Origin of the sequence: Marinomonas pollencensis, from assembly GCF_003387375.1 — a bacterium.
In the GTDB taxonomy this organism is placed as follows: domain Bacteria; phylum Pseudomonadota; class Gammaproteobacteria; order Pseudomonadales; family Marinomonadaceae; genus Marinomonas; species Marinomonas pollencensis.
The window spans coordinates 16,430-36,498 of sequence record NZ_QUNG01000018.1; the positions used below are offsets into that span (position 1 = coordinate 16,430).

Below are 20,069 nucleotides of genomic sequence, written 5' to 3' on the forward strand. Positions count from 1 at the left end.
GATTTCAGCGGTGATTTTGCGTATCTAAGATAAATTTGCTACTGACTGTTGAGCATAGGAGCTTATGATGACCCCTTATTCGAAAAACTTCCCGGTTTCTTGGGAAGAGCTACACCGAAATGCACGTGCATTGTCTTGGCGTTTGTTAGAGCAAGGTCCTTGGAAGGGCATTATTGCGATTACTCGCGGTGGTTTGGTGCCGGCGGCGATTTTATGTCGTGAAATGGACATTCGTCTGATCGATACCATTTGTATCGTTAGCTACAGTGGTGAAGCGGGCGAAGCGGCCATGAAGCAAGGCGAGCTGAGCGTGCTAAAAGGTGTTGAAGGGGATGGCGAAGGTTTTATCTTAATTGATGACCTGGTGGACACTGGCCGTACCGCGCAAAAAGTGCGCGATATGCTGCCAAAAGCGCATTTTGCCACCCTATATGCCAAACCTGCCGGCAAACCACTGGTGGACACCTTTGTTACAGAAGTAAGCCAAGACACCTGGATTCGCTTTCCATGGGATATGGAATACACCTTCTCTACCCCATTGGCTGATCGTCATGGGAAGTAAGCAATAAGTAAATAATCTAAAACACTTTGTTCCTATCTGGCGGCTTGCGTAAAATGCCCTCAAAATACAGCGAGACATGTTTCAAATTTATACAAAAGTCTCGCTGTCATTCTTCTCTTAATACGCTATTTTTAAAGTAGGCACCTTATTTTGCATAGCGGATCTTGATGCCGCTGCGCTTTTCTTTAAAACGCTTTATAGGATTTCACTATGCACCAATATTTATTCCGCTTGATCTTTGCTAGCTTGATGTCGTTTGCCATTGCACTGCCTGCTTGGGCTGATGGCACAGTCGCTCGAGCTGTGTTCTCCAGTGATGTTATCGACCGCGAGCCAATTGATGATATTGGCAATATTATTCCTGTTAAATACGGCGACATTCAGCGCGTCTATTTCTTCACCGACCTACGTGGCATGTCCGGAAGCCAAGTGACTCATCGTTGGAAATTAGACGGTGACGTGATGGCAGACGTGTCGTTTGATATCGGTGGCGATCGCTGGCGTGTATGGTCTAGCAAACGTTTAATGCCAGGCTTTGATGGCACTTGGACGGCGGAAGTCGTGCAAGATGGTGAAGTGATTGATTCTCGCTCATTTCGTTATATAGACGAAGACGAGCCAAGCGACACCTCAAGTGACATGAACAGCGACATGGCCGCGCCAGAAACCATGGCCGCGCCCATGTCAGAAGTAACAGAATAGGTTAAATAAATATGCCCCATTTACGAGTCCGAGGTCTTCCGCTAGAAGACCTTGAATCTATTGCAGACACGCTATTAGAAAACCTAGCGGAGATCACCGACACACCCAATTCTCATTTCACCCTCGAATACCAAGCGATAACCTACCTCGCCGTCGGCGGCGCCTCCCCCGCGTACCCATTCTTTGAAGTCTTATGGTTCGACCGTGGCGACGAAGTAAAGGCAAAAGTCACCCGCGCAATCGAATACCTCACACGCCCCCTAGTAAAAAGCGGCCAAGACATCACCGTCTTATTCCACGATATACAAGGCAAAGACTACTACGAAAACGGCGAACATTTTTAACTAACGATCCAAGACGACCGCCAAACACACCACGAAATCATGGTCACAGCTGTCTCGTGTGATTGATTCGTCTACTCCGTGGTATTTGCCTTTGTGGGTCGTCATACCTAAAAAAGAGCGCTCGACGCGGAGGTGATGATCGTGGTATGTAGTTTCGTTATAGAGCGGTCACGTTGATCGCACGTGTCTCGTGTGGTTGATTCGTCTACTCCGTGGTATTTGCCCTAAAGGGCAACCTACAAGACCCGGCTCCAGAGCTAGTTTAGTAGTTTCGTTAAAGAGTAGTCACGTTGATCGCACGTGTCTTGTGTGATTGATTCACCTACTCCGTGGTATTTGCCTTTGTGGGTCGTCATACCTAAAAAAGAGCGCCCGACGCAGAGGTGATTCCACAAGCCACCCGGTGTCGCCGTTAGCCTTTGTGGGTCGTCATACCTGAAAAAGAGTGCCCGACGCGGAGGTGATTCCACAAGCCACCTGGTGTCGCCGTTTGCCTTTGTAGGTCGTGGCTTTAGCCCGACGCGGAAGTGATGATCGTGGTATGTAGTTTCGTTAAAGAGCAGTCACGTTGATCGCACGTGTCTCGTGTGATTGATTCACCTACTCCGTGGTATTTGCTTTTGTGGGTTGTCATACCTAAAAAAAGAGTGCCCGACGCGGAGGTGATTTCACAAGCCACCCGGTGTCGCCGTTAGCCTTTTTGGGTCGTCATACCTGAAAAAGAGTGCCCGACGCGGAGGTGATTCCACAAGCCACCTGGTGTCGCCGTTTGCCTTTGTAGGTCGTGGCTTTAGCCCGACGCGGAAGTGATGATCGTGGTATGTAGTTTCGTTAAAGAGCTGTCACGTTGATCGCACGTGTCTCGTGTGATTGATTCGTCTACTCCGTGGTATTTGCTTTTGTGGGTTGTCATACCTAAAAAAAGAGTGCCCGACGCGGAGGTGATTTCACAAGCCACCCGGTGTCGCCGTTTGCCTTTGTAGGTCGTGGCTTTAGCCCGACGCGGAAGTGATGAAATCAGATTTCTCGTTTATCCCAATTCTAAGATCATTGTGACTTCAGCTGTCTATACTAGAGAGTCAACAGGTATAGAAAGGGATTTGTTATGTCATGGAATGACCTAAGAAAAGGCAGATACAGTCAGTTACAGGGTGAATATTTTATTACCTTTAAAACAGAAGCTAATCGGAAATATTTTCGAGACTTCAAATTAGCCTGCTTGTTTTGTCAGCAAATCAAGATCAACGAAATGAACCATCAATGTGTCTGGTTAGCATGGGTTCTCATGCCTGACCATTTTCATGGTTTGGTCCGGTTAAATTCACAAGTAGATTTGTCGGTCGTAGTTGGCTCATTAAAGGGAAGAAGTGCTAAAACACTGAATCATTCAAGAAAGGTTAAGAGTAAAATCTGGCAAACAGGTTTTTATGATAGAGCGCTCCGATCTGGAGATGATAGAAAGAATATAGCTAGATATATCGTTGCTAACCCGCTTAGGAAAAATCTAGTTAGCAGTGTTAGTTTTTATTCTTTCTGGGACTCTGTTTATCTTTAACTTGATTGCCTCGCCTGACTTAGCCTTTTATCGCACGTGTCTCGTGTGGTTGGTTCGTCTACTCCGTGGCATTTGCCCTAAAGGGCAACCTACAAGACCCAAGCCTAGAGCTAGTTTAGTAGTTTCGTTGAAGAGCAGTCACGTTGATCGCACGTGTCTCGTGTGATGGATTCGTCTACTCCGTGGCATTTGCCCTAAAGGGCAACCTACAAGACCCAAGCCTAGAGCTAGTTTAGTAGTTTCGTTAAAGAGCAGTCACGTTGATCGCACGTGTCTCGTGTGATTGATTCGTCTATTCCGTGGTATTTGCCCTAAAGGACAACCTACAATACCCAGCTTCAGGGCTAGTTTAGTAGTTTCGTTGAAGAGCTGTCACGTTGATCGCACGTGTCTCGTGTGATTGATTCGTCTACTCCGTGGCATTTGCCCTAAAGGGCAACCTACAAGACCCAAGCCTAGAGCTAGTTTAGTAGTTTCGTTGAAGAGCAGTCACGTTGATCGCACGTGTCTCGTGTGATGGATTCGTCTACTCCGTGGCATTTGCCCTAAAGGGCAACCTACAAGACCCAAGCCTAGAGCTAGTTTAGTAGTTTCGTTGAAGAGCAGTCACGTTGATCGCACGTGTCTCGTGTGATTGATTCGTCTACTCCGTGGCATTTGCCCTAAAGGGCAACCTACAAGACCCGGATCCAGAGCTAGTTTACTAGCTTCGTTGAAGAGCAGTCACGTTGATCGCACGTGTCTCGTGTGATTGATTCGTCTACTCCGTTGAATTTGCCTTTGTGGGTCGTCATACCTAAAAAAGAGTGCCCGCCGCGGAGGTGATGATCGTGGTATGTAGTTTCGTTAAAGAGCTGTCACGTTGATAGCACGTGTCTCGTGTGATTGATTCGTCTACTCCGTGGTATTTGCCCTAAAGGGCAACCTACAAGACCCAAGCCTAGAGCTAGTTTAGTAGTTTCATTGAAGAGCAGTCACGTTTATCGCACGTGTCTCGTGTGATTGATTCACCTACTCCGTGGTATTTGCCCTAAAGGGCAACCTACAAGACCCAAGCCTAGAGCTAGTTTAGTAGTTTCGTTGAAGAGCGGTCACGTTGATCGCACGTGTCTCGTGTGATTGATTCGTCTACTCCGTGGTATTTGCCCTAAAGGGCAACCTACAAGACCCAGATCTAGAGCTAGTTTAGTAGCTTCGCTTATGGTGCTCTATACGCTATGGCTGTTGTTTTCATTACCGACCATCGTTGTTTGGCGATGGTCGGTTTTGGATTACTTTTGAAACTCGTAGACTGATCCCAATTCTAAGATTTTGGTGAGTTCGTCGAGTGCGGTGCGGCTTTCGATGAGCAGTTGTGGGTCGGCGAGGTCGGCTTCGTGTAGTGTGTCGCGGTAGTGTGCGTCTACCCAGGTGTTTAATCGTTGAAACAGTGTGTCGTTCATCAATGTGGCTGGGTTGAGTGCGGCTTGTTCGGCTTGTGTTAGGGCGACTCGAAGGCGCAGGCAAGCAGGTCCGCCGCCGTTGCTCATGCTTTGTTTTAGGTCGAAGACTTTGATTTCTGTAATCGGTGAGTTGCCTGCGACTAGACTATTTAAGTAGGCCCATACGGCTGGGTTGTTTTCACATTCGCCAGGTACGACGAGCACCATGTCGTTGTCGCCACGGCTTAATAGTTGGCTATTAAACAGATAAGACTGAATGCAATCTTGCACAGACACGGCGTCTGTTGGCACTTCAATTAAATGAAATTCTGAGGCACGTTCACCCCACGCAGCCAACAAGTCTTGCTTCATTTTCGCTGTGTCGAGAAAGGCTTCTTGGTGGTAAAAATGCGCATTACGGTTGCCCACTGCGATGACGTCATTGTGGAATACGCCAGCGTCTATCACGTCAGGGTTTTGTTGTGCATAGACCACTTGTGATGGGGTCAAACCATGGCTACGGGCGACGGCTTGGGACGCTTCTAATGTGTGACGCGCTGGGAATTTCGCAGGGCGAGGTGATGACATATCAAACGCCGACATACCATAGACAAAAAACTCGATGCCTTGTTCGTTGTATTGGTCGCAAAAGCGGGTGTGGTTAGCGGCGCCTTCGTCTCCAAAATGATCGACACTTGGCAATGCGGAATGATGAGCAAAGTGTTTTTCGTCTTTGAACGTCGCTTTTAAAATCGCCCCTGTGGTTTCGTGCTCGATGGAGCGGTGAAATTTATTCACAAGGTTGGCGGGAGTAAAGTGTACGCGGCCATCTTGAGTGTCACCACTTGGTGAAACCGTGGCGGCGTTGGCGGTCCACATGCATGACGCGGAGCTTACGGCAGCCAATATTTTAGGCGCGTGTTTTGCGGCCTGTGCCAATATTTCTGAGTCAGACCCAGAAAACCCAAGGCGACGCAGGCTAGGAATATGAGGGCGTTCGTGAGGCGCTAGCACCCCTTGTACAAAGCCTAAATCCGCTAAGGCTTTCATTTTAACCAGGCCTTGTTTGGCCGCGGCTTTCGGGTTGGAAGGTCGTGCTGAGTTGTTTAAAGACGCGACATTACCAAAAGAAAGGCCGCTGTAGTTATGGGTCGGTCCCACTAAGCCATCAAAATTGGCTTCTGTCGCATGGTTCATGATTACCTCGATATTCTAAATCTGTGTGTCTTTTCGTGTATGGGATAGCCGCGTGTGGCCGCGTGGCAAAGCGGCCACACGCGGCGATAAGGTGGCTTACAGAGTTAATCCTGGGCCTAACTTTTCTGGCATACATAGGCTGTCAGCTTCGATGCTGGCAACTGGGTAAGCACAATAGTCTGCAGCGTAGTAAGCACTTGCTCTGTGGTTGCCGCTGGCGCCGGTACCACCAAATGGTGCGGCGCTGGAGGCGCCAGTTGTTTGGCGGTTCCAGTTAATGATGCCAGCACGGCTGTGTTGCAAGAACCATTCATACTCGTCTTTCTCATCCGACAAGATGCCCGCCGACAAGCCAAAGCTGGTGTTGTTGGCTACTTGCATGGCGTGATCCAGCGAGTCGTAACGTACCACGGTCAACAAAGGGCCAAAGTATTCTTGGTCTGGAAGCGTATCCAGCATCTCGGTAGCGTCTATGATGCCCGGTGTGACAAAGCCAGTATTGGTGTCGCCGCGAGTCATTTCCAGCAAAGGCTTAGCGCCTAGGCCGACGAGTTTGTTGTAGGCTTGCAGTAAGCCATCTGCAGCTTGAGCAGAGACCACAGGGCCCATAAATGGCGCTTCTTCAGCGTCAAAGCGATCAATGCGTAGCGCTTTGGTTGCGGCTAGTAGTTTTTCTAAGATCGCATCGCCTACTGCGCCTTTTGGCAATAGCAGTCGGCGTGCACAGGTGCAGCGTTGTCCGGCAGATAGGAAGGCGGATTGAATGATTTCATGGACCGCAGCGCGCTGATCCGCCACTTTTTCTGAAACCAGTAATGGGTTGTTTCCGCCCATTTCTAAGGCAAGGATTTTACCTGGATGACCTGCGAAATCCTTGTGTAAAATGTGACCTACCTGTGGGCTGCCGGTAAAGAATAAGCCGTCGATGCCTTGGTGGTTTGCCAAGGCAACCCCAGTATCACGCTCGCCTTGAACTAGGTTGAGTACACCAGCTGGAAGTCCCGCTTTTTCCCATAATTGAATGATCAAGTCAGAGGTAGCTGGCGTTTGTTCGCTGGGTTTGAAAACAATGGTGTTGCCAGCAATCAGTGCTGGAACAATGTGTCCATTGGGTAAATGGCCAGGGAAGTTATAAGGGCCAAAGACCGCAACCACACCATGAGGGCGGTGGCGCAAGCGTGCAGTAGCGCCTGGCATTGGGCTGCTTTTCTCACCCGTACGCTCGTCATAGGCTTTTTGCGAAATCGCGACTTTACCGACCATAGCAGCAGCTTCGGTGCGTGTTTCCCAAATGGGTTTGCCCGTTTCACGGCTGATTACGGTGGCAATGGCTTCACTGTTCTCTTTGACTAGGCCGGCAAAGGTTTCGATGATCTCGATGCGCTCAGCACGAGGTCGATTCGCCCAGCTAGGAAACGCGCTGCGTGCGGCTTTAATTGCTTGATCTACTTGGCTTTCGCTGGCGCTGTTCGCTTGCCAAACTAGGCTGGCATCGGCAGGGTCGATCGAGCGAGACAGTGGGCCTTCGCCTTGAATCCATTGTCCATTGATGTAATGAGCTTGTTTCATGTGGGCTCCTATTATGGGTAGACGGTGTCTTTAGGTTGCGGGTTGAGCGGTGTGTCTCCTTATTAATAAGGAGACAGCTCTACCACGCGAACGGGTTCTTTATTAGTCACGGCTAGGTGTTCGGCTTCTTCTTGGGTCAAGGTCATGGCGCTGCCTGGCGGTGTTGAACGTTGAATCAGAATGCAGCGGAAGTCTTGTACCTTGGCATTGGAAACCAGGTAGTGAATGCCTTCTCCAGCACCTTTAGGCTCGCCAATACTAGCAAGGCAAAGGCGACTATTACGCACCGCGCGAATATCTTGTACGCGGGCTTCGATGGTTGGGCCGCCATCAAAAATATCCACGTAATTTTCATAGCGGAAGCCTTCTTGCTCAAGCAAGCGGCGTGCTGGCACTGTGCTTTTATGGACCTGTCCCAGTACTTCGCGGGCTTCTTGACTCAGTAGGTTTACGTACACTGGGTTGCTCGGCATCAATTCAGCAATAAATTGCTTACTGCCTAAGCTGGTCAGTTCGTCGGCGCGGTCAAAGTCGATGGAGAAAAAGTGGCGGCCAAGGCTTTCCCAAAATGGTGAGACGCCATTTTCATCACTAACGCCACGCATTTCGGCAAAGATCTTGTCGGTAAAACGCTCAGGGAATTGCGCTAGAAACATAAAGCGTGCTTTTGACAAAAGCTGGCCATTTTTTGAATGGCGGTAACTTTCTTCTAAAAATAATGTGCAAACTTCACTGCAGCCGGTGTAGTCGTTGTTTAGCACCAAGGTGGGCATAATGTTGTGCACACCAAGCTCACGGGAGGAATGGGTAATGGTACCTAGGTGATAGCTGTAGAAGGGCTCGTCTAAACCCACTGTAGCTAGCAAGCCTGTGGTGCCGACAATATCGCCTGTTTCTGTGTCTTCGAGCACCATTAGGTAGTCTTCAGTATCTGGTTTCTCAATCGTTTCTTTCGCGAAAGAGCTAACCGCCGTGTCTATTTTTCTTTGCAAAATGGCCTCGTCGGCTACCAAAGAGGTAAAGCCAACACCGGTTTTTTCTGCAAGCCGATAGAGAGAGGCATGATCCTCTTGGCGAATTGGGCGGATAACCATCATGATAAAAATCCTCGTTAAAATATCTTCATACCATTTAAGGCATTACAGCATGTCGTTGAAGTAAGTCGTTGTTAAAGTCTGTCTTGTTAAAGTACAACCCACTGAATCCGGCTGCCAGAAGAAATCTGTAAGCGTTCTTGGGTGTCTTTTTCTATGGCTAGCCCCGCGGCCTGCGGTTCAGCTTTCGCGGCGGTCACTCGAAAATCTTCTAAGTGACCGGCCGAAATAAGGTGCGTTTTGCCGAGTAAAGAATCTGGCTGGATGAGGGCTTTGCCGATGCGTTGCTGGCTCACTGTGGTGAGGTTTTCTGAACGCGCTTCGAGCGTTGGTCCCGCATCGAAAATATCCACATAGCCACGGAACTCAAAACCTTCTGCGAGCAAAATATCCGTGCTTTTGGCAGAGTCTTCATGCAGTACCCCAATGACTTCTTGTGCGGCTTCCGGCAGCGTCGGCACATAGATGGGGTAACGTGGCATTAGGTCAGCAATAAAGTGTTTGTTGCTGACTCCTGATAAGTAGTCCGCCTTTTTAAAATCCATGGTGAAAAAGTGTTTACCCAGCGCATCCCAGAAGGGCGAATAACCGTGACGATCGCTCTCGCCGCGTAATTCGACAAACAAACGTTTGGTAAAACGCTCAGGGTGGCGCGCGATAAATAGCAATCTAGCGCGCGACAACAGGGCCAATGCGGTGGCGTTTTGATGCGCTTTATCCACCACCAGCGACATTAAGCGGCTCGTGCCACTGTAGTCATGACACAGAAATAAAGCCGAGATACGATTGTGAATTTGCAGTTGTGGAGAGGCGTGCACCACTTCATCAATACGGTAGCTGTAAAATGGCGTATCTATGCCCACCATGGCTTCTAAACCACAGGTACCAACGATGGTATTTGTACTGGTATCCACAAGGACAAATAAGTAGGATTCGTCACCTGGCTGAACCACATCGGTTTGTAGAGAGCGGCGCGAAGAGGCAATCTTGTCATTCAGTCTCTCGCGATTCGCAGGAAAGTTTGTCATACCTATGCCGGCTTCTTGAGCGAGGCGCTCGAGAGCAGGAAGGTCACCAAAATCCACGGGGCGTACGAGATACATAAAAAGCCTTGTGTTGTTGATTAGTAAAACGTGATTGATCACAAAGAATGCAAATTAGATCGCTATTATTACCTAAGTCTAGGTTGTTAAATAGATGTCTAGTTTTCAAATAGCGACCTAATATTCTGGTTATTGGTATAAAAAGGTCGATTTTTAATAAAAGAGGTGGTTTATGAAGCTGGGAATCTATCGTCACTATAAAGGCGCGGAGTACTGGGTTGAGCGTGTTGTGACGCACAGTGAAACAGAAGAAAAGTTAGTGATTTATCAGGCTTTGTATGGTGATTTTGGCTGGTGGGCGCGACCTTTGACTATGTTTTCAGAGCAGGTCGAAGTAGGAGGGGAAAGCATCCCGCGTTTTGAATGGCTAAGAGCTGAGAAAAACGCAGGATAAAAGCCTAGCTTATTTGTCTATTAAGTGGCATTTCTTGGTAGTGGGCTAATCTGGAAGGTGCATCCAAGGGCATTCGCGCATAAAGCGAATAATGTTTTCCCGTAGCCAGCGGTGGGCGAGGTCGTTGTTTGAGCGCTCGTGCCAAAAGATATGAATAGGGTGGCGACCATTGTATTCGTCCACTTCAATGACTTCTTTGGGAATCGGCAGAACCTTGGTTGGATAGGTGTTTTTCTGGTCACAGATGACATCGGTAAAGAGTTTACCAATCGGGCGTGGTGCGACCAGCGCCATGCCGCGTTTTACTGCTTGCATGGCAACCATCAGGCTATCGGTTTCTAATGATGGTTCTATGTCATAGCCTTTCTGTTTCAGCTTGTTCGCGGTATTTTGAAAGGTGGATTCTTGGTGGTTGCGTAAGTGATGAGTCACGGTTCGGTTCTGGAGCAGCTCTTCCAGAGAGATTTCATCGCGGTGAAATAGGGGGTGTGATTCGCTTAAGATGATACAGGCTTCCATATAACCAATCAGCTTGCTGCGAATGTTGCCTGGTGTGTTTGTGATGCGCATAATGCCGAGGTCGGCAGTGCCTGACATCAAGTCTTCAAACTGTGATTCTTCTCCCCAGCCACTAATCGATAGGCGCAAACCGGGTGCGTCGTCATGCAAAGACGCCAACAGTGGCTCGATAAAATTCTCTAAATCCCCTTCGTCGACCCGCAAACAAAAGCGTCGTTGCAGCGTTTTCAGGTCAAGTACGCTGGGCGTCATAAGCTCTGAAAGTGAGCTTAAGATAGGGTGGATCTGGTTGCTTAACTCGACGGCTTTGGCGGTTGGACTTAAGCCATAGGCTTGGCGAGTGAAGAGCGGGTCTTTAAACAATTCACGAAGTTTTTGCAGGTTTTTGCTGAGCGCAGGCTGGGTAACGCCAAGGCGTTTTGCGGCGCGAGAAGCGCTGCCTTCTTCCATGATAGTCATAAAGGCGACCAAGATCTTGATGTCGAGTTTTAGCACGTCGTCTAACTGCATAGTGTTCTCTACTTATTCCATACGAAGCACGGTGATCGAGTGATCACCGTGCTTTAGGCAAGATTTTAAGATTCAAAATCTGTGCGTTTTCGGTATTTTACACGGAACAATATGGCATAAAACACAGGAACAGCGATTAAAGTAAGGATTGTTGCGAAGCCCAAACCGAACGAAATAACCACCGCCATACCTTCAAAGAAGGCGTCATAAAGCAGAGGAATCATCCCCAATATGGTGGTGATGGCAGCCATACAAACCGGACGCACACGACTCACCGAAGAGATGAAAATCGCTTCATACAATTCCGTGCCTTGCTCTTTTTCAAAGTTAATCTGGTCGGCCAGTACTATGCCATTTTTGACCACCATACCAGACAAACTTAAGAAACCGAGCAGTGCCATAAAACCAAAGGCGGAGTTCATGGCTAATAACCCAGTCGACACGCCAATCAGCGCCAAAGGCACACAGAACCAGATGGTTAATGGCACGCGGATCGAGTTAAACAGCAAGATGGTGATGATAAACATAAACAAATACCCCATTGGCAATGCCTTGAAGATATTCGCTTGAGCATCGGTACTGCTTTCGTATTCACCGCCCCACTCTAAAGCGTAGCCAGGTGGTAACTGAATGGCTTCCACTGGCCCGCGGATACGGGCAAAAATGGCCATGGCGGTTTCGTCGCTTAAGATGTTCGGGTCGGCCATCACGGTAATGGTACGTTTGCGATCACGACGTTCGATGATCGGGTTTTCCCATACGGTTTCAAAGCCAGACACTAAAGTGGATAAAGTCACATAAGAACCAGATGCTGGGCTGTAGATCTGTAAATCACGGATCTGATCAATCGAGACACGCTCGTTAAGTGGCGCTCGTTGAACGATGGGTAACAGGTCTGTGCCTTCGCGATACAAGCCAATTTGCGAACCACTAAAGTTGGTTAATAGCACATCATCTAGGTCTGTTTTGCTGATCCCAAGGCGGCGAGCTTGGGCATCGTTAAACAGCGGACGTAGCACTTTAACTGGCTGACGCCAGTCGTCTTTGATGCTTTCTAACGCGCCATCTTGACGGTATATTTCTTTGATCTGAGCGCTGAATTTACGCAGTAGCACAGGGTCTGGGCCGCTGATTCTGGCTTCGATCTTAGAGCCGCTAGTAGGCCCAAGCTGCAACCTTTCTAGCTTCACTTCAAGGCCTGGGTATTGTTCTTTCATCTGGTAATACAGATCGTTCAATAATCCAGGAATCTCCTCTTGGCTGTGGGTACGAATGATAAACTGAGCATAGCTGGAGTTCGCTTGCTCAGCCGTATAAGTCAGCATAAAGCGCAGCATACCTTGACCTGTGGTCGAAGCAACATACTCAATACGCTTGTCTTTCAACAGCTTAGATTCAATCTGCCGTACCGTATTATAGGTGTCTTCAATGTGCGTGCCTTCAGGCATTTGCACGTCCATATAAAACATTGGCGTTGAAGAAGGCGGAAAGAAAGATTGCTTAACGAACTGGAACGCCCAGCCAGCGGTTACCAAACCGCCAATCAAGAGTGCCACTGTGACCCAGCGAAAACGCAATGCTTTGTCGAGCAACCATTTATAGCCAGAAAATAAGAAGCCTTTGTATGGGTCTTCAGCTGCGTCATCTTCACCTTCTGCGATGCTTTCTTTAAAGAATAAATCGCAGAAGAAAGGCGTTAGCGTAATCGCAGTGATCCAGCTTAACAGCAAAGAAATCATCAGTACGTAAAAGAGAGAGCCGACAAATTCCCCCACCGCATCGGGGGATAGGCCAATCGGAGCAAACGCGGTAACCGCGATCACGGTGGCGCCTAATAATGGCCATTTGGTTTGCTTTACCACGGCGCTGGCGGCTTCGAGCTTGGTCATGCCGCGCTTGAGGCCAATCAATACGCCTTCGGTGACCACAATGGCGTTATCTACCAGCATACCAAGGGCGATAATCAAACCACCGAGCGAGATCCTTTGTAGGTTAATGCTGAAATAATCCATGACAATAAAGGTGCCAAGAATCGTTAGCAGCAAAATAAGACCGATCAGCAATCCGGAACGAATTCCCATAAAGATCAGCAGTACCAAGATAACGATGCCGACCGCTTCCGCCAAGTTTAATAGAAAGTTAAAAACAGAGCGTTCTACTTCTTTTGATTGGAAATAAATCGGCTCCATGCTGATGCCAACTGGCTGTTGGTAGGTCAGCTCATCAATGCGTTTTTCTAAACTTTCACCCACGTTCACCACGTTTACATTGGAGGAGAAGGAAATCCCCAATAACAGGGATTTCGCCCCATTAAAATTAACAATGTGGGTTTCAGGGTCGACGTATTCACGCTTGATCGTCGCGATGTCTTTTAAGCGAATCAGTTTGCCGTTGATCGGCGTACCGACGATCAGATTTTCCAGTTCAGAAATGTCTTTAAATTCGCCGGTTGGGTTAATGCGAATGTATTCACTGCCGACTTTGACTTTACCGGCATTTGAGACACTGTTCTGGTTGGCTAATAGCGACTGTAGCTCACTGGGTGCAATGCCCATATTGGCTAATTTTGCCCGTGATATTTCGATGGTAACTTGCTCGTCTTGCTCAGCCGCCACCGTCACTTTGGCAATCCCATCAACCAACACCAGTTCGCGTTTGACGTAATCTACGTAGTTTTTTAAGTCTTTATAACGGTAGCCGTCACCGTGTACCGCCAGCATCACACCGTATACGTCACCGTAATCATCGAGGATGTTTGGGGTGCCAACGCCGCTGGGAAAGCTGCCCGCCATGTCGTTAACTTTTTTGCGCACTTCATCCCAAATTTGCTTGAGTTCTTTGGCGCGATATTGGTCTTTAATGGTCAGAGTGATCTGAGAATAACCAGCCTTCGAGAGGGATTTAATCTCGTCCACATAAGCGAGGTTTTGCAACTCCTGCTCAATAGGGTAAGTTACTTCTTCTTCCACCTGTTCTGGAGACGCACCTGGGTAATAGGTGATGATCAGCGCATCTTTGATGGTGAACTCAGGGTCTTCTAACTGCCCAAGATTGGTAAACGCCAGGGCGCCACCGATCAAAAGGATCAGGGTGACCATCCAGCTGGTGACTTTTTTCTCAATAAAATAAGCTGCAATATTCACTTATAAGCCTCGCTCACGAGTCCATGGGCGTACTTTCATCGCTGCGGTTAAGCCATCTACTCCTGCAGCAACGATCTGCTCACCGGGTTCTAAGCCTGAGCGAATCTCGATCATTGAGCCTTTTAGCGCGCCCAACTCCACGGCCTTTTTGGTCACGGTTTGGTTGTCGGCTTGATAGACCCAAACGGTGCTTTGTGCTTCACCTGTGTTTGGGTCTTCGGTTTGCACCACAGCTTCAACGGGTACCACTATGTGTTTGGTGACGCCCAGCAGTTTGCTTAGGTCCATGTCCACATTGGCCGTCATACCTGGTAGTAGGGTGTGTTGTTTTGCTCCCTCGCGAATTAAGCTAAGGGTGACATCGTAGGCCATGGTGGATTGATCCGGCATGGTTTTGTGCTCTTTATAAGCACCCTGGTAGACCGCATCTGGCGCAACGTCTACCAGCACTTTAGGTTGGTAGTGGTTTTGCGCAGATTTTATGCTGACGACTAGGCTTTCAGGCACTTGAAATTCGACTTCGAGATTATCAAGGTCTTGAATGTGCATCAGGGTTTGGGTCGCACTAACATACTGGAAATTTTCTGTGCTGGTAGAGGAGATAACCCCATCAAAAGGGGCATAAAGCTTGGTGTATTTGAGTTGATTCTTGGCGCTTTCGAGGGCGTTGTCTGCTTGTGCTAAGGTGGCCTTCGCTTCATCAAATTGAGATTTGCTGGTGGCATTACGTTTTAGCATGATTTGTGTGCGATCGAATTGTGCTTTGGCCAAATCTTGATTGGCTTGAGCGAGTTCCACTTCCAGCTTGAAGTCAGTAGGGTCTAGCTCAGCCAGTAATTCGCCTTTTTTCACTCGTTGACCGTCGACCACGTTAAGCTTGATCAGCTGACCACCAACACGTAGGGCAAGGTCTGCGTCTTGGCTGGCTTTTAGCTCGCCAGGAAAGCGGCGAATATTGATGGCTTCCGTAGAACCTATGGTAATGAGTTTAACGGGACGAACAACCTCTTTTGCTAGGTTTGCGTCTTCGTTGTCGGAAGAACAAGCTGTTAATAAAAGAGACAAACCGAGTATGGCAAGAGGACCATATTGTTTACGTTTAAAGCGCTTCATTCATTGCTCCGTAAAAACCAAGAAAAAAATATCAGATAACTTTATTTTATATCTCTATCGCCTAAGTATAAATTTTCAATTCTATATTTAAGATATAGCTTAAATTCATATCTTGGCGAAGGTATTCAATTCAAAAGTTATGCGCAGCTTCTTTTCGCTCAAGAATTTAAGGCGTGATTGTATCGAGAAAAGTAGCAAGACGCCTTGATCAACCGCAGCTTTACTAAAACGAGCCACTGGCCTGTGGGGAATGGCTTTGATGCTTAGTGCTCAGCGCTTTGTATTATTAAGTGTTGTCGAGCTGCTCGATAAAGGTTTCCAGCACCAGATTAGCGCGGGCGCCTTTACGAGTAATGGCAGAAAACTGGGTAATATAGTGGCATTCGTTGGGCAAAATCGCCCGCATTCGTCCGTCTCGCACCCAGGAGGCGGCCACATGGTCTGGTAAAAAACCAATATAGCGGCCGGTTAAAATAAGAAAGGAAATGCCTTCGCGGTCGGTGGCGGTGGCGCTTGAGGTTAGCGGCTGGTGTTGAGCTTTGGTGTCGGGCGTTTGGGCATAAGCTGGCAGAACCGCATCAAAGTCTTTTAAATCGGCTTTGCGAATCTTCTTTTCGTCTTCATGGAATAACGGATGAGTGTCGCTGCAATACAAGAACGAGCGCTCTTCGTATAAAGGTCGATATTCTAAACCGCTGAGTATTTTTAAATCCGGCACAATCCCCACATGCAAGCGGCCATCGAGCACGCCGCGTTCCACCTCTGTGGGGGGAATCATGCGGATATTTATCGTTACTTGGGGGCCTTTGTCTTTTAATGCGGCCAGAGCGCGGGTGATGCGAGTATGAGGCAGAGTGACTAGGTTGTCGGTAATCCCTATGTTGAGCTCGCCCTTTAAATGTTGGTGTAAGGCATTGATATGAGTGCGAAAATCTTCTAATGACGAGAGCAGTTGTAGGGTGTAGTCGTAAACTTGGCTGCCTTCATTGGTAAGGGAAAACCCCGAGCGACCTCGTTGACAAAGACGAAACCCCAAACGCACTTCCAGATCGGATATGGCGATACTAATGGCCGCTCGACTGATATTGAGGTCGACCTCAGCGGCAGAGAAGCCGCCGCATTCCACCACGGTTTTAAAAATGCGCAAAATGCGCAAATCAGCATCGCTTACCTGACCTTGGAATTTATTCATTGTGGTACTCGGTTAAAATTAAGTAATGGTTAACTAATCACTTAACTAAAAGTTAATGAACTTGTGTTTTATTAATCTATTAGGCTTGGCATAGTGAAGTCAATCGCGCCTGTCGTAAAGCGCACATAGTGATCTAAACACGACTTTAAACTAACCTCATGGAGTGCTCATGGAAACGATCGGACATTTAATTGGTGGTCAGCTGTCTTATCAGGCGTCACGAACCCAAGACGTCTTTAATCCTGCTACTGGAGCGGTAGCCAAGCAAGTGGCGATCGCTCCTAAGGCAACCGTTGAAGAGGCGATTGCAGCGGCTCAAGCCGCGTACCCAGCATGGCGTAATACGCCGCCAATAAAACGCGCTAGGGTGATGTTTAAATACAAAGAGCTGCTTGAGCAACATGCGGATAAGATTACCGCGATGATTGGCGCTGAACATGGCAAGATTTGCCATGATGCCGCGGGCGAACTGCAGCGTGGCATTGAAAACGTAGAGTATGCGTGCGGTGCTCCAGAGTTGCTAAAAGGCGAGTTTTCTAAAAATGTGGGTCCGAGCATCGACTCTTGGAGCGAGTTTCAGCCGCTCGGTGTGGTGGCGGGCATTACGCCGTTTAACTTCCCTGCCATGGTGCCTTTGTGGATGTTCCCAATGGCCATTGTGTGTGGCAATACCTTTGTGCTTAAGCCATCAGAACGTGACCCAAGCACTGCGCTTTTCATTGCTGAGCTATTACACGAAGCGGGTTTGCCAGCTGGCGTAATGAACGTCGTCAATGGTGACAAGGAGGCAGTAGATACATTACTTACCTCGAAAGACGTTAAAGCGGTCAGCTTTGTCGGTTCTACCCCGATTGCCGAATATATTTACTCCACTGCCAGTGCCAATGGCAAACGTTGCCAAGCATTAGGCGGCGCGAAAAACCACGCCATTGTGATGCCAGATGCGGACATGGATAACACGGTCAATCAGCTGTTAGGCGCGGCGTTTGGCTCCTCTGGAGAGCGTTGTATGGCGCTGTCTGTGGCCGTTGCTGTTGGTCAAGAGGCGGGCGATACCCTAGTGGCAAAAATGCAAGAAGCCATGGCTCCACTAAAAGTGGGCGAATGCTCTGATAAGACCAATGACTTTGGCCCAGTGATCACTCAAGAACACAAAGACAAGGTCGTTGGCTTTATCGACAGCGCAGAAGCGCAAGGTGCCACAGTGGTGGTTGATGGCCGTAATCCGGTTATCGCAGGCTATGAAAATGGCTTCTTTGTCGGCGCTACTCTGATTGATAACGTCAGCAAAGAAATGGACAGTTATCAGCAAGAAATCTTTGGTCCTGTACTGCAAGTGGTTCGAGTGGACACCATGGAGCAAGCCATGCAGCTGATCAATGACCATGAGTATGGTAATGGCACCTGTATTTTTACCCGCGACGGTGAAGCGGCGCGATATTTTTCAGACCATATTGAAGTGGGCATGGTGGGCATCAATGTGCCTTTACCAGTGCCTGTGGCTTATCACAGTTTTGGTGGCTGGAAACGTTCTTTGTTTGGTGATCTGCATGCTTATGGCCCTGACGCGGTGCGTTTCTACACCAAACGCAAAACCATTACTCAGCGCTGGCCTTCGGCGGGTGTGCGAGAAGGTAAGAGTTTTGCTTTTCCGTCTTAGTGGCAGCATGATAGCCGCTAGATAAGTGCTTCTTCACAGCGAGTGCTGTCTTGTATATGGTCGCTAGCCACCTGGTAGCGGCCATTATTTTTGGCTTGATAAAGTAAGCAATCTACGCGCTTAAACGCTTCTTTTAAGGTTTCCTCTTCTTGTACTTGGATCAGGCCAAAACTGCAGCTTATTGGGGTATGCCATTGGTCTATATTGACGTCTTTGGGCATTTTTTGGCATATCTCTTCCAGCCGTTTATGGATCATTTCTATCTGGGTATTAGGGAAAACAAAGAGAAACTCTTCGCCACCCCAGCGACAGCAAATGTCCTTTTCTCTTAAACTGTTTGATAAGTAATGAGAGATTTTTATAAGTGCCTCATCGCCCATATCGTGGCCCAGTTCGTCGTTTATTTTTTTAAAATTATCCACATCAACGAGGGCAATACAAAAGGTTTTAGTGCCGCATCTTGCTCGTGAAAAATAATATTGCAACAGGCGTTGCGCAAAACGTCGGTTGTAAAGCTTGGTTAATTCATCATGCTCAGCAAGCTGTGAAATCTTTAGAAACTGATTTTCAAATAAACAGCGCGCAATCGCCGCGATAATAATGAAAGGCACACTGGCAAAGATGGTATTAAAAATATAAAGGCCAAAATAATGGGGGGCAAGGCCCGGTATAGGCTGGCTAAAAAGCACAGAAAAAACACCAAATGCGATCATATTGGTGATGCCCAGCAGGGCTGAGCTCACCGTTGGCAACACAGGCACAGCGACAATCAACAAAGCCATGGGCCACAAATAATATTGAAAGCCTGCGTCAGCACCTAATAATTTGGTGGCTAAAAATGCATGGGCAATAATTTCGCCGCACATAATAGAAGCAGATATGGCATGCTGCTGGCATTTATTAAAGTAGAGGGTGGAGAGCCAAAGCAGTACGCTGGCAATATTGAACCAAGCGAGAAAGTCTTGTTCTATATAAACAAATAGAAAAATAAAGACAAGGTGAACTGAAGCACCGCAACAGGACGCAATATTAAAAATAAAGGACTTTTGCTTTATGTTATTGGCAAAGCTGGCTGAAGCAGGATGTATGTTCATTGTTAACCGCATTGTTATACTGGATAACCAAGCACGATAGCTTCCTGCTTTATTTCTCATTGCTTTGGTAGTAATTTTGTTTTGAAGTGTAATTGTATGTTAATCAGGTGTTAAATAGCCAAATAAAATCGCATAAATCAATATTTTTTTGATGGTTTTATGTATTTTTATGTTTTTCTTTTGTTTTTAATGGTGTCTGAAATGACTTTCGCCCTGATTGCCGGCTGTTTCGCTTTCTTGCTAGGGCAGTATCGGTGTTATTTCATGCATGAGGTGTGAGATGAATGATATAAAACTCAGTATTAATCGGTGGGTAACACTGTCTCCGGTACTGTTTGCTTTGTTTTTGGTTGCTTGTTCTAGTCAAGAGGTTAAACCTAAGCCTGTTCCCATAGAAAGCAAACTGACTATTTATGTGAAGAACAACATGGCCTTTTTGTCGGGTGTATTAGAAGCCGATTTACCGCAACGGTTAACCGAAATGGTTCGCCAGCATCCGAATGTTACGGACATTATGCTGGTGGATGTGCCCGGTACCGATGATCAGCAAGCGACGATGGAAGGCGCCCGCTTAATTCGACGCCTAGGCTTAAATACGCACATTGTGCCTACTGGTTATGTCTTATCTGGTGGGGTTGATCTATTTTTAGGTGGGGTTGAACGCACCATAGGTGCCGGTGCTGGTGTGGGGGTTCATGCCTGGTCAGATAACATAGGTACCCAGGCGAATAGCCTGAATAAAGTGAACCCAGTGCATGCGACCTATGTAAACTTTTACCTTGAAATGGGGGTATCAGAGCGCTTTTATTGGTTTTCGATTCAAGCCGCGCCTGCGAACCGAATTTATTTTTTATCGTCAGAAGAAATCTACGATTACCAGCTGGTGACAGAATAGAC

At 47.8% G+C, this 20,069-nt stretch carries 16 protein-coding genes; 7 read left to right on the forward strand and 9 right to left on the reverse strand.

Annotated features, from left to right (window positions below):
* Nucleotides 1–67 precede the first annotated feature (67 nt).
* From gpt to DFP81_RS16935, 4 genes are all read left to right on the forward strand, one after another.
* Nucleotides 68–562, forward strand: coding sequence for a xanthine phosphoribosyltransferase (gene gpt / locus DFP81_RS16920; protein WP_115899069.1), 495 nt, complete (start codon nt 68–70; stop codon nt 560–562).
* A 210-nt stretch (nt 563–772) separates the two neighbouring features.
* The gene (locus tag DFP81_RS16925) at nt 773–1,264 is read left to right on the forward strand and encodes a DUF2914 domain-containing protein (protein WP_115899070.1); all 492 of its coding nucleotides are present in this window, start codon (nt 773–775) and stop codon (nt 1,262–1,264) included.
* 11 nt (nt 1,265–1,275) lie between these two features.
* Nucleotides 1,276–1,608 carry a DUF1904 family protein gene (locus DFP81_RS16930; protein ID WP_115899071.1) on the forward strand — a complete coding sequence of 111 codons (333 nt, stop codon included), beginning with the start codon at nt 1,276–1,278 and terminating at the stop codon, nt 1,606–1,608.
* Between the two features lie 1,105 nt (nt 1,609–2,713).
* On the forward strand, nt 2,714–3,163 hold the full coding sequence (locus tag DFP81_RS16935; protein WP_115899072.1) for an REP-associated tyrosine transposase: 450 nt from the start codon (nt 2,714–2,716) through the stop codon (nt 3,161–3,163).
* 1,271 nt (nt 3,164–4,434) lie between these two features.
* On the opposite strand, the gene astB is transcribed toward DFP81_RS16935, so the two are convergent.
* The 4 genes from astB to DFP81_RS16955 form a co-directional block, all read right to left on the reverse strand.
* Nucleotides 4,435–5,781 (reverse strand): N-succinylarginine dihydrolase, encoded by a 1,347-nt coding sequence (gene astB / locus DFP81_RS16940; RefSeq protein ID WP_115899073.1) that lies wholly within the window; start codon nt 5,779–5,781, stop codon nt 4,435–4,437.
* A gap of 96 nt (nt 5,782–5,877) precedes the next feature.
* Nucleotides 5,878–7,350, reverse strand: a complete 1,473-nt coding sequence (astD, locus tag DFP81_RS16945; protein WP_115899074.1) for a succinylglutamate-semialdehyde dehydrogenase — start codon at nt 7,348–7,350, stop codon at nt 5,878–5,880.
* Nucleotides 7,351–7,412: 62 nt separating this feature from the next.
* The gene (astA, locus tag DFP81_RS16950; protein ID WP_115899075.1) at nt 7,413–8,447 is read right to left on the reverse strand and encodes an arginine N-succinyltransferase; all 1,035 of its coding nucleotides are present in this window, start codon (nt 8,445–8,447) and stop codon (nt 7,413–7,415) included.
* Between the two features lie 86 nt (nt 8,448–8,533).
* The gene (locus tag DFP81_RS16955) at nt 8,534–9,547 is read right to left on the reverse strand and encodes an arginine N-succinyltransferase (protein ID WP_115899076.1); all 1,014 of its coding nucleotides are present in this window, start codon (nt 9,545–9,547) and stop codon (nt 8,534–8,536) included.
* Between the two features lie 172 nt (nt 9,548–9,719).
* Here DFP81_RS16955 and DFP81_RS16960 point away from each other — a divergent pair, with 172 nt between their 5' ends.
* Entirely contained in the window at nt 9,720–9,941 is a 222-nt protein-coding gene (locus DFP81_RS16960) for a DUF1653 domain-containing protein (protein WP_115899077.1), read from the forward strand.
* A gap of 45 nt (nt 9,942–9,986) precedes the next feature.
* Here DFP81_RS16960 and DFP81_RS16965 read toward each other — a convergent pair whose 3' ends face one another.
* The 4 genes from DFP81_RS16965 to DFP81_RS16980 form a co-directional block, all read right to left on the reverse strand.
* A complete protein-coding gene (locus tag DFP81_RS16965; protein WP_115899078.1) occupies nt 9,987–10,970 on the reverse strand; it encodes a LysR family transcriptional regulator in 984 nt (327 codons plus the stop codon).
* 65 nt (nt 10,971–11,035) lie between these two features.
* A complete protein-coding gene (locus tag DFP81_RS16970) occupies nt 11,036–14,113 on the reverse strand; it encodes an efflux RND transporter permease subunit (RefSeq protein ID WP_115899079.1) in 3,078 nt (1,025 codons plus the stop codon).
* Nucleotides 14,114–15,226 carry an efflux RND transporter periplasmic adaptor subunit gene (locus DFP81_RS16975; RefSeq protein WP_115899080.1) on the reverse strand — a complete coding sequence of 371 codons (1,113 nt, stop codon included), beginning with the start codon at nt 15,224–15,226 and terminating at the stop codon, nt 14,114–14,116.
* A gap of 286 nt (nt 15,227–15,512) precedes the next feature.
* Nucleotides 15,513–16,418 carry a LysR family transcriptional regulator gene (locus DFP81_RS16980; RefSeq protein WP_115899081.1) on the reverse strand — a complete coding sequence of 302 codons (906 nt, stop codon included), beginning with the start codon at nt 16,416–16,418 and terminating at the stop codon, nt 15,513–15,515.
* A 169-nt stretch (nt 16,419–16,587) separates the two neighbouring features.
* On the opposite strand from DFP81_RS16980, the gene DFP81_RS16985 reads away from it, so the two are divergent.
* Entirely contained in the window at nt 16,588–18,078 is a 1,491-nt protein-coding gene (locus tag DFP81_RS16985) for a CoA-acylating methylmalonate-semialdehyde dehydrogenase (protein WP_115899082.1), read from the forward strand.
* A 17-nt stretch (nt 18,079–18,095) separates the two neighbouring features.
* On the opposite strand, the gene DFP81_RS16990 is transcribed toward DFP81_RS16985, so the two are convergent.
* Nucleotides 18,096–19,172, reverse strand: a complete 1,077-nt coding sequence (locus DFP81_RS16990) for a GGDEF domain-containing protein (protein WP_181903129.1) — start codon at nt 19,170–19,172, stop codon at nt 18,096–18,098.
* A gap of 280 nt (nt 19,173–19,452) precedes the next feature.
* Here DFP81_RS16990 and DFP81_RS16995 point away from each other — a divergent pair, with 280 nt between their 5' ends.
* Nucleotides 19,453–20,067 (forward strand): COG3904 family protein, encoded by a 615-nt coding sequence (locus DFP81_RS16995; protein WP_115899084.1) that lies wholly within the window; start codon nt 19,453–19,455, stop codon nt 20,065–20,067.
* Nucleotides 20,068–20,069: the final 2 nt, after the last annotated feature.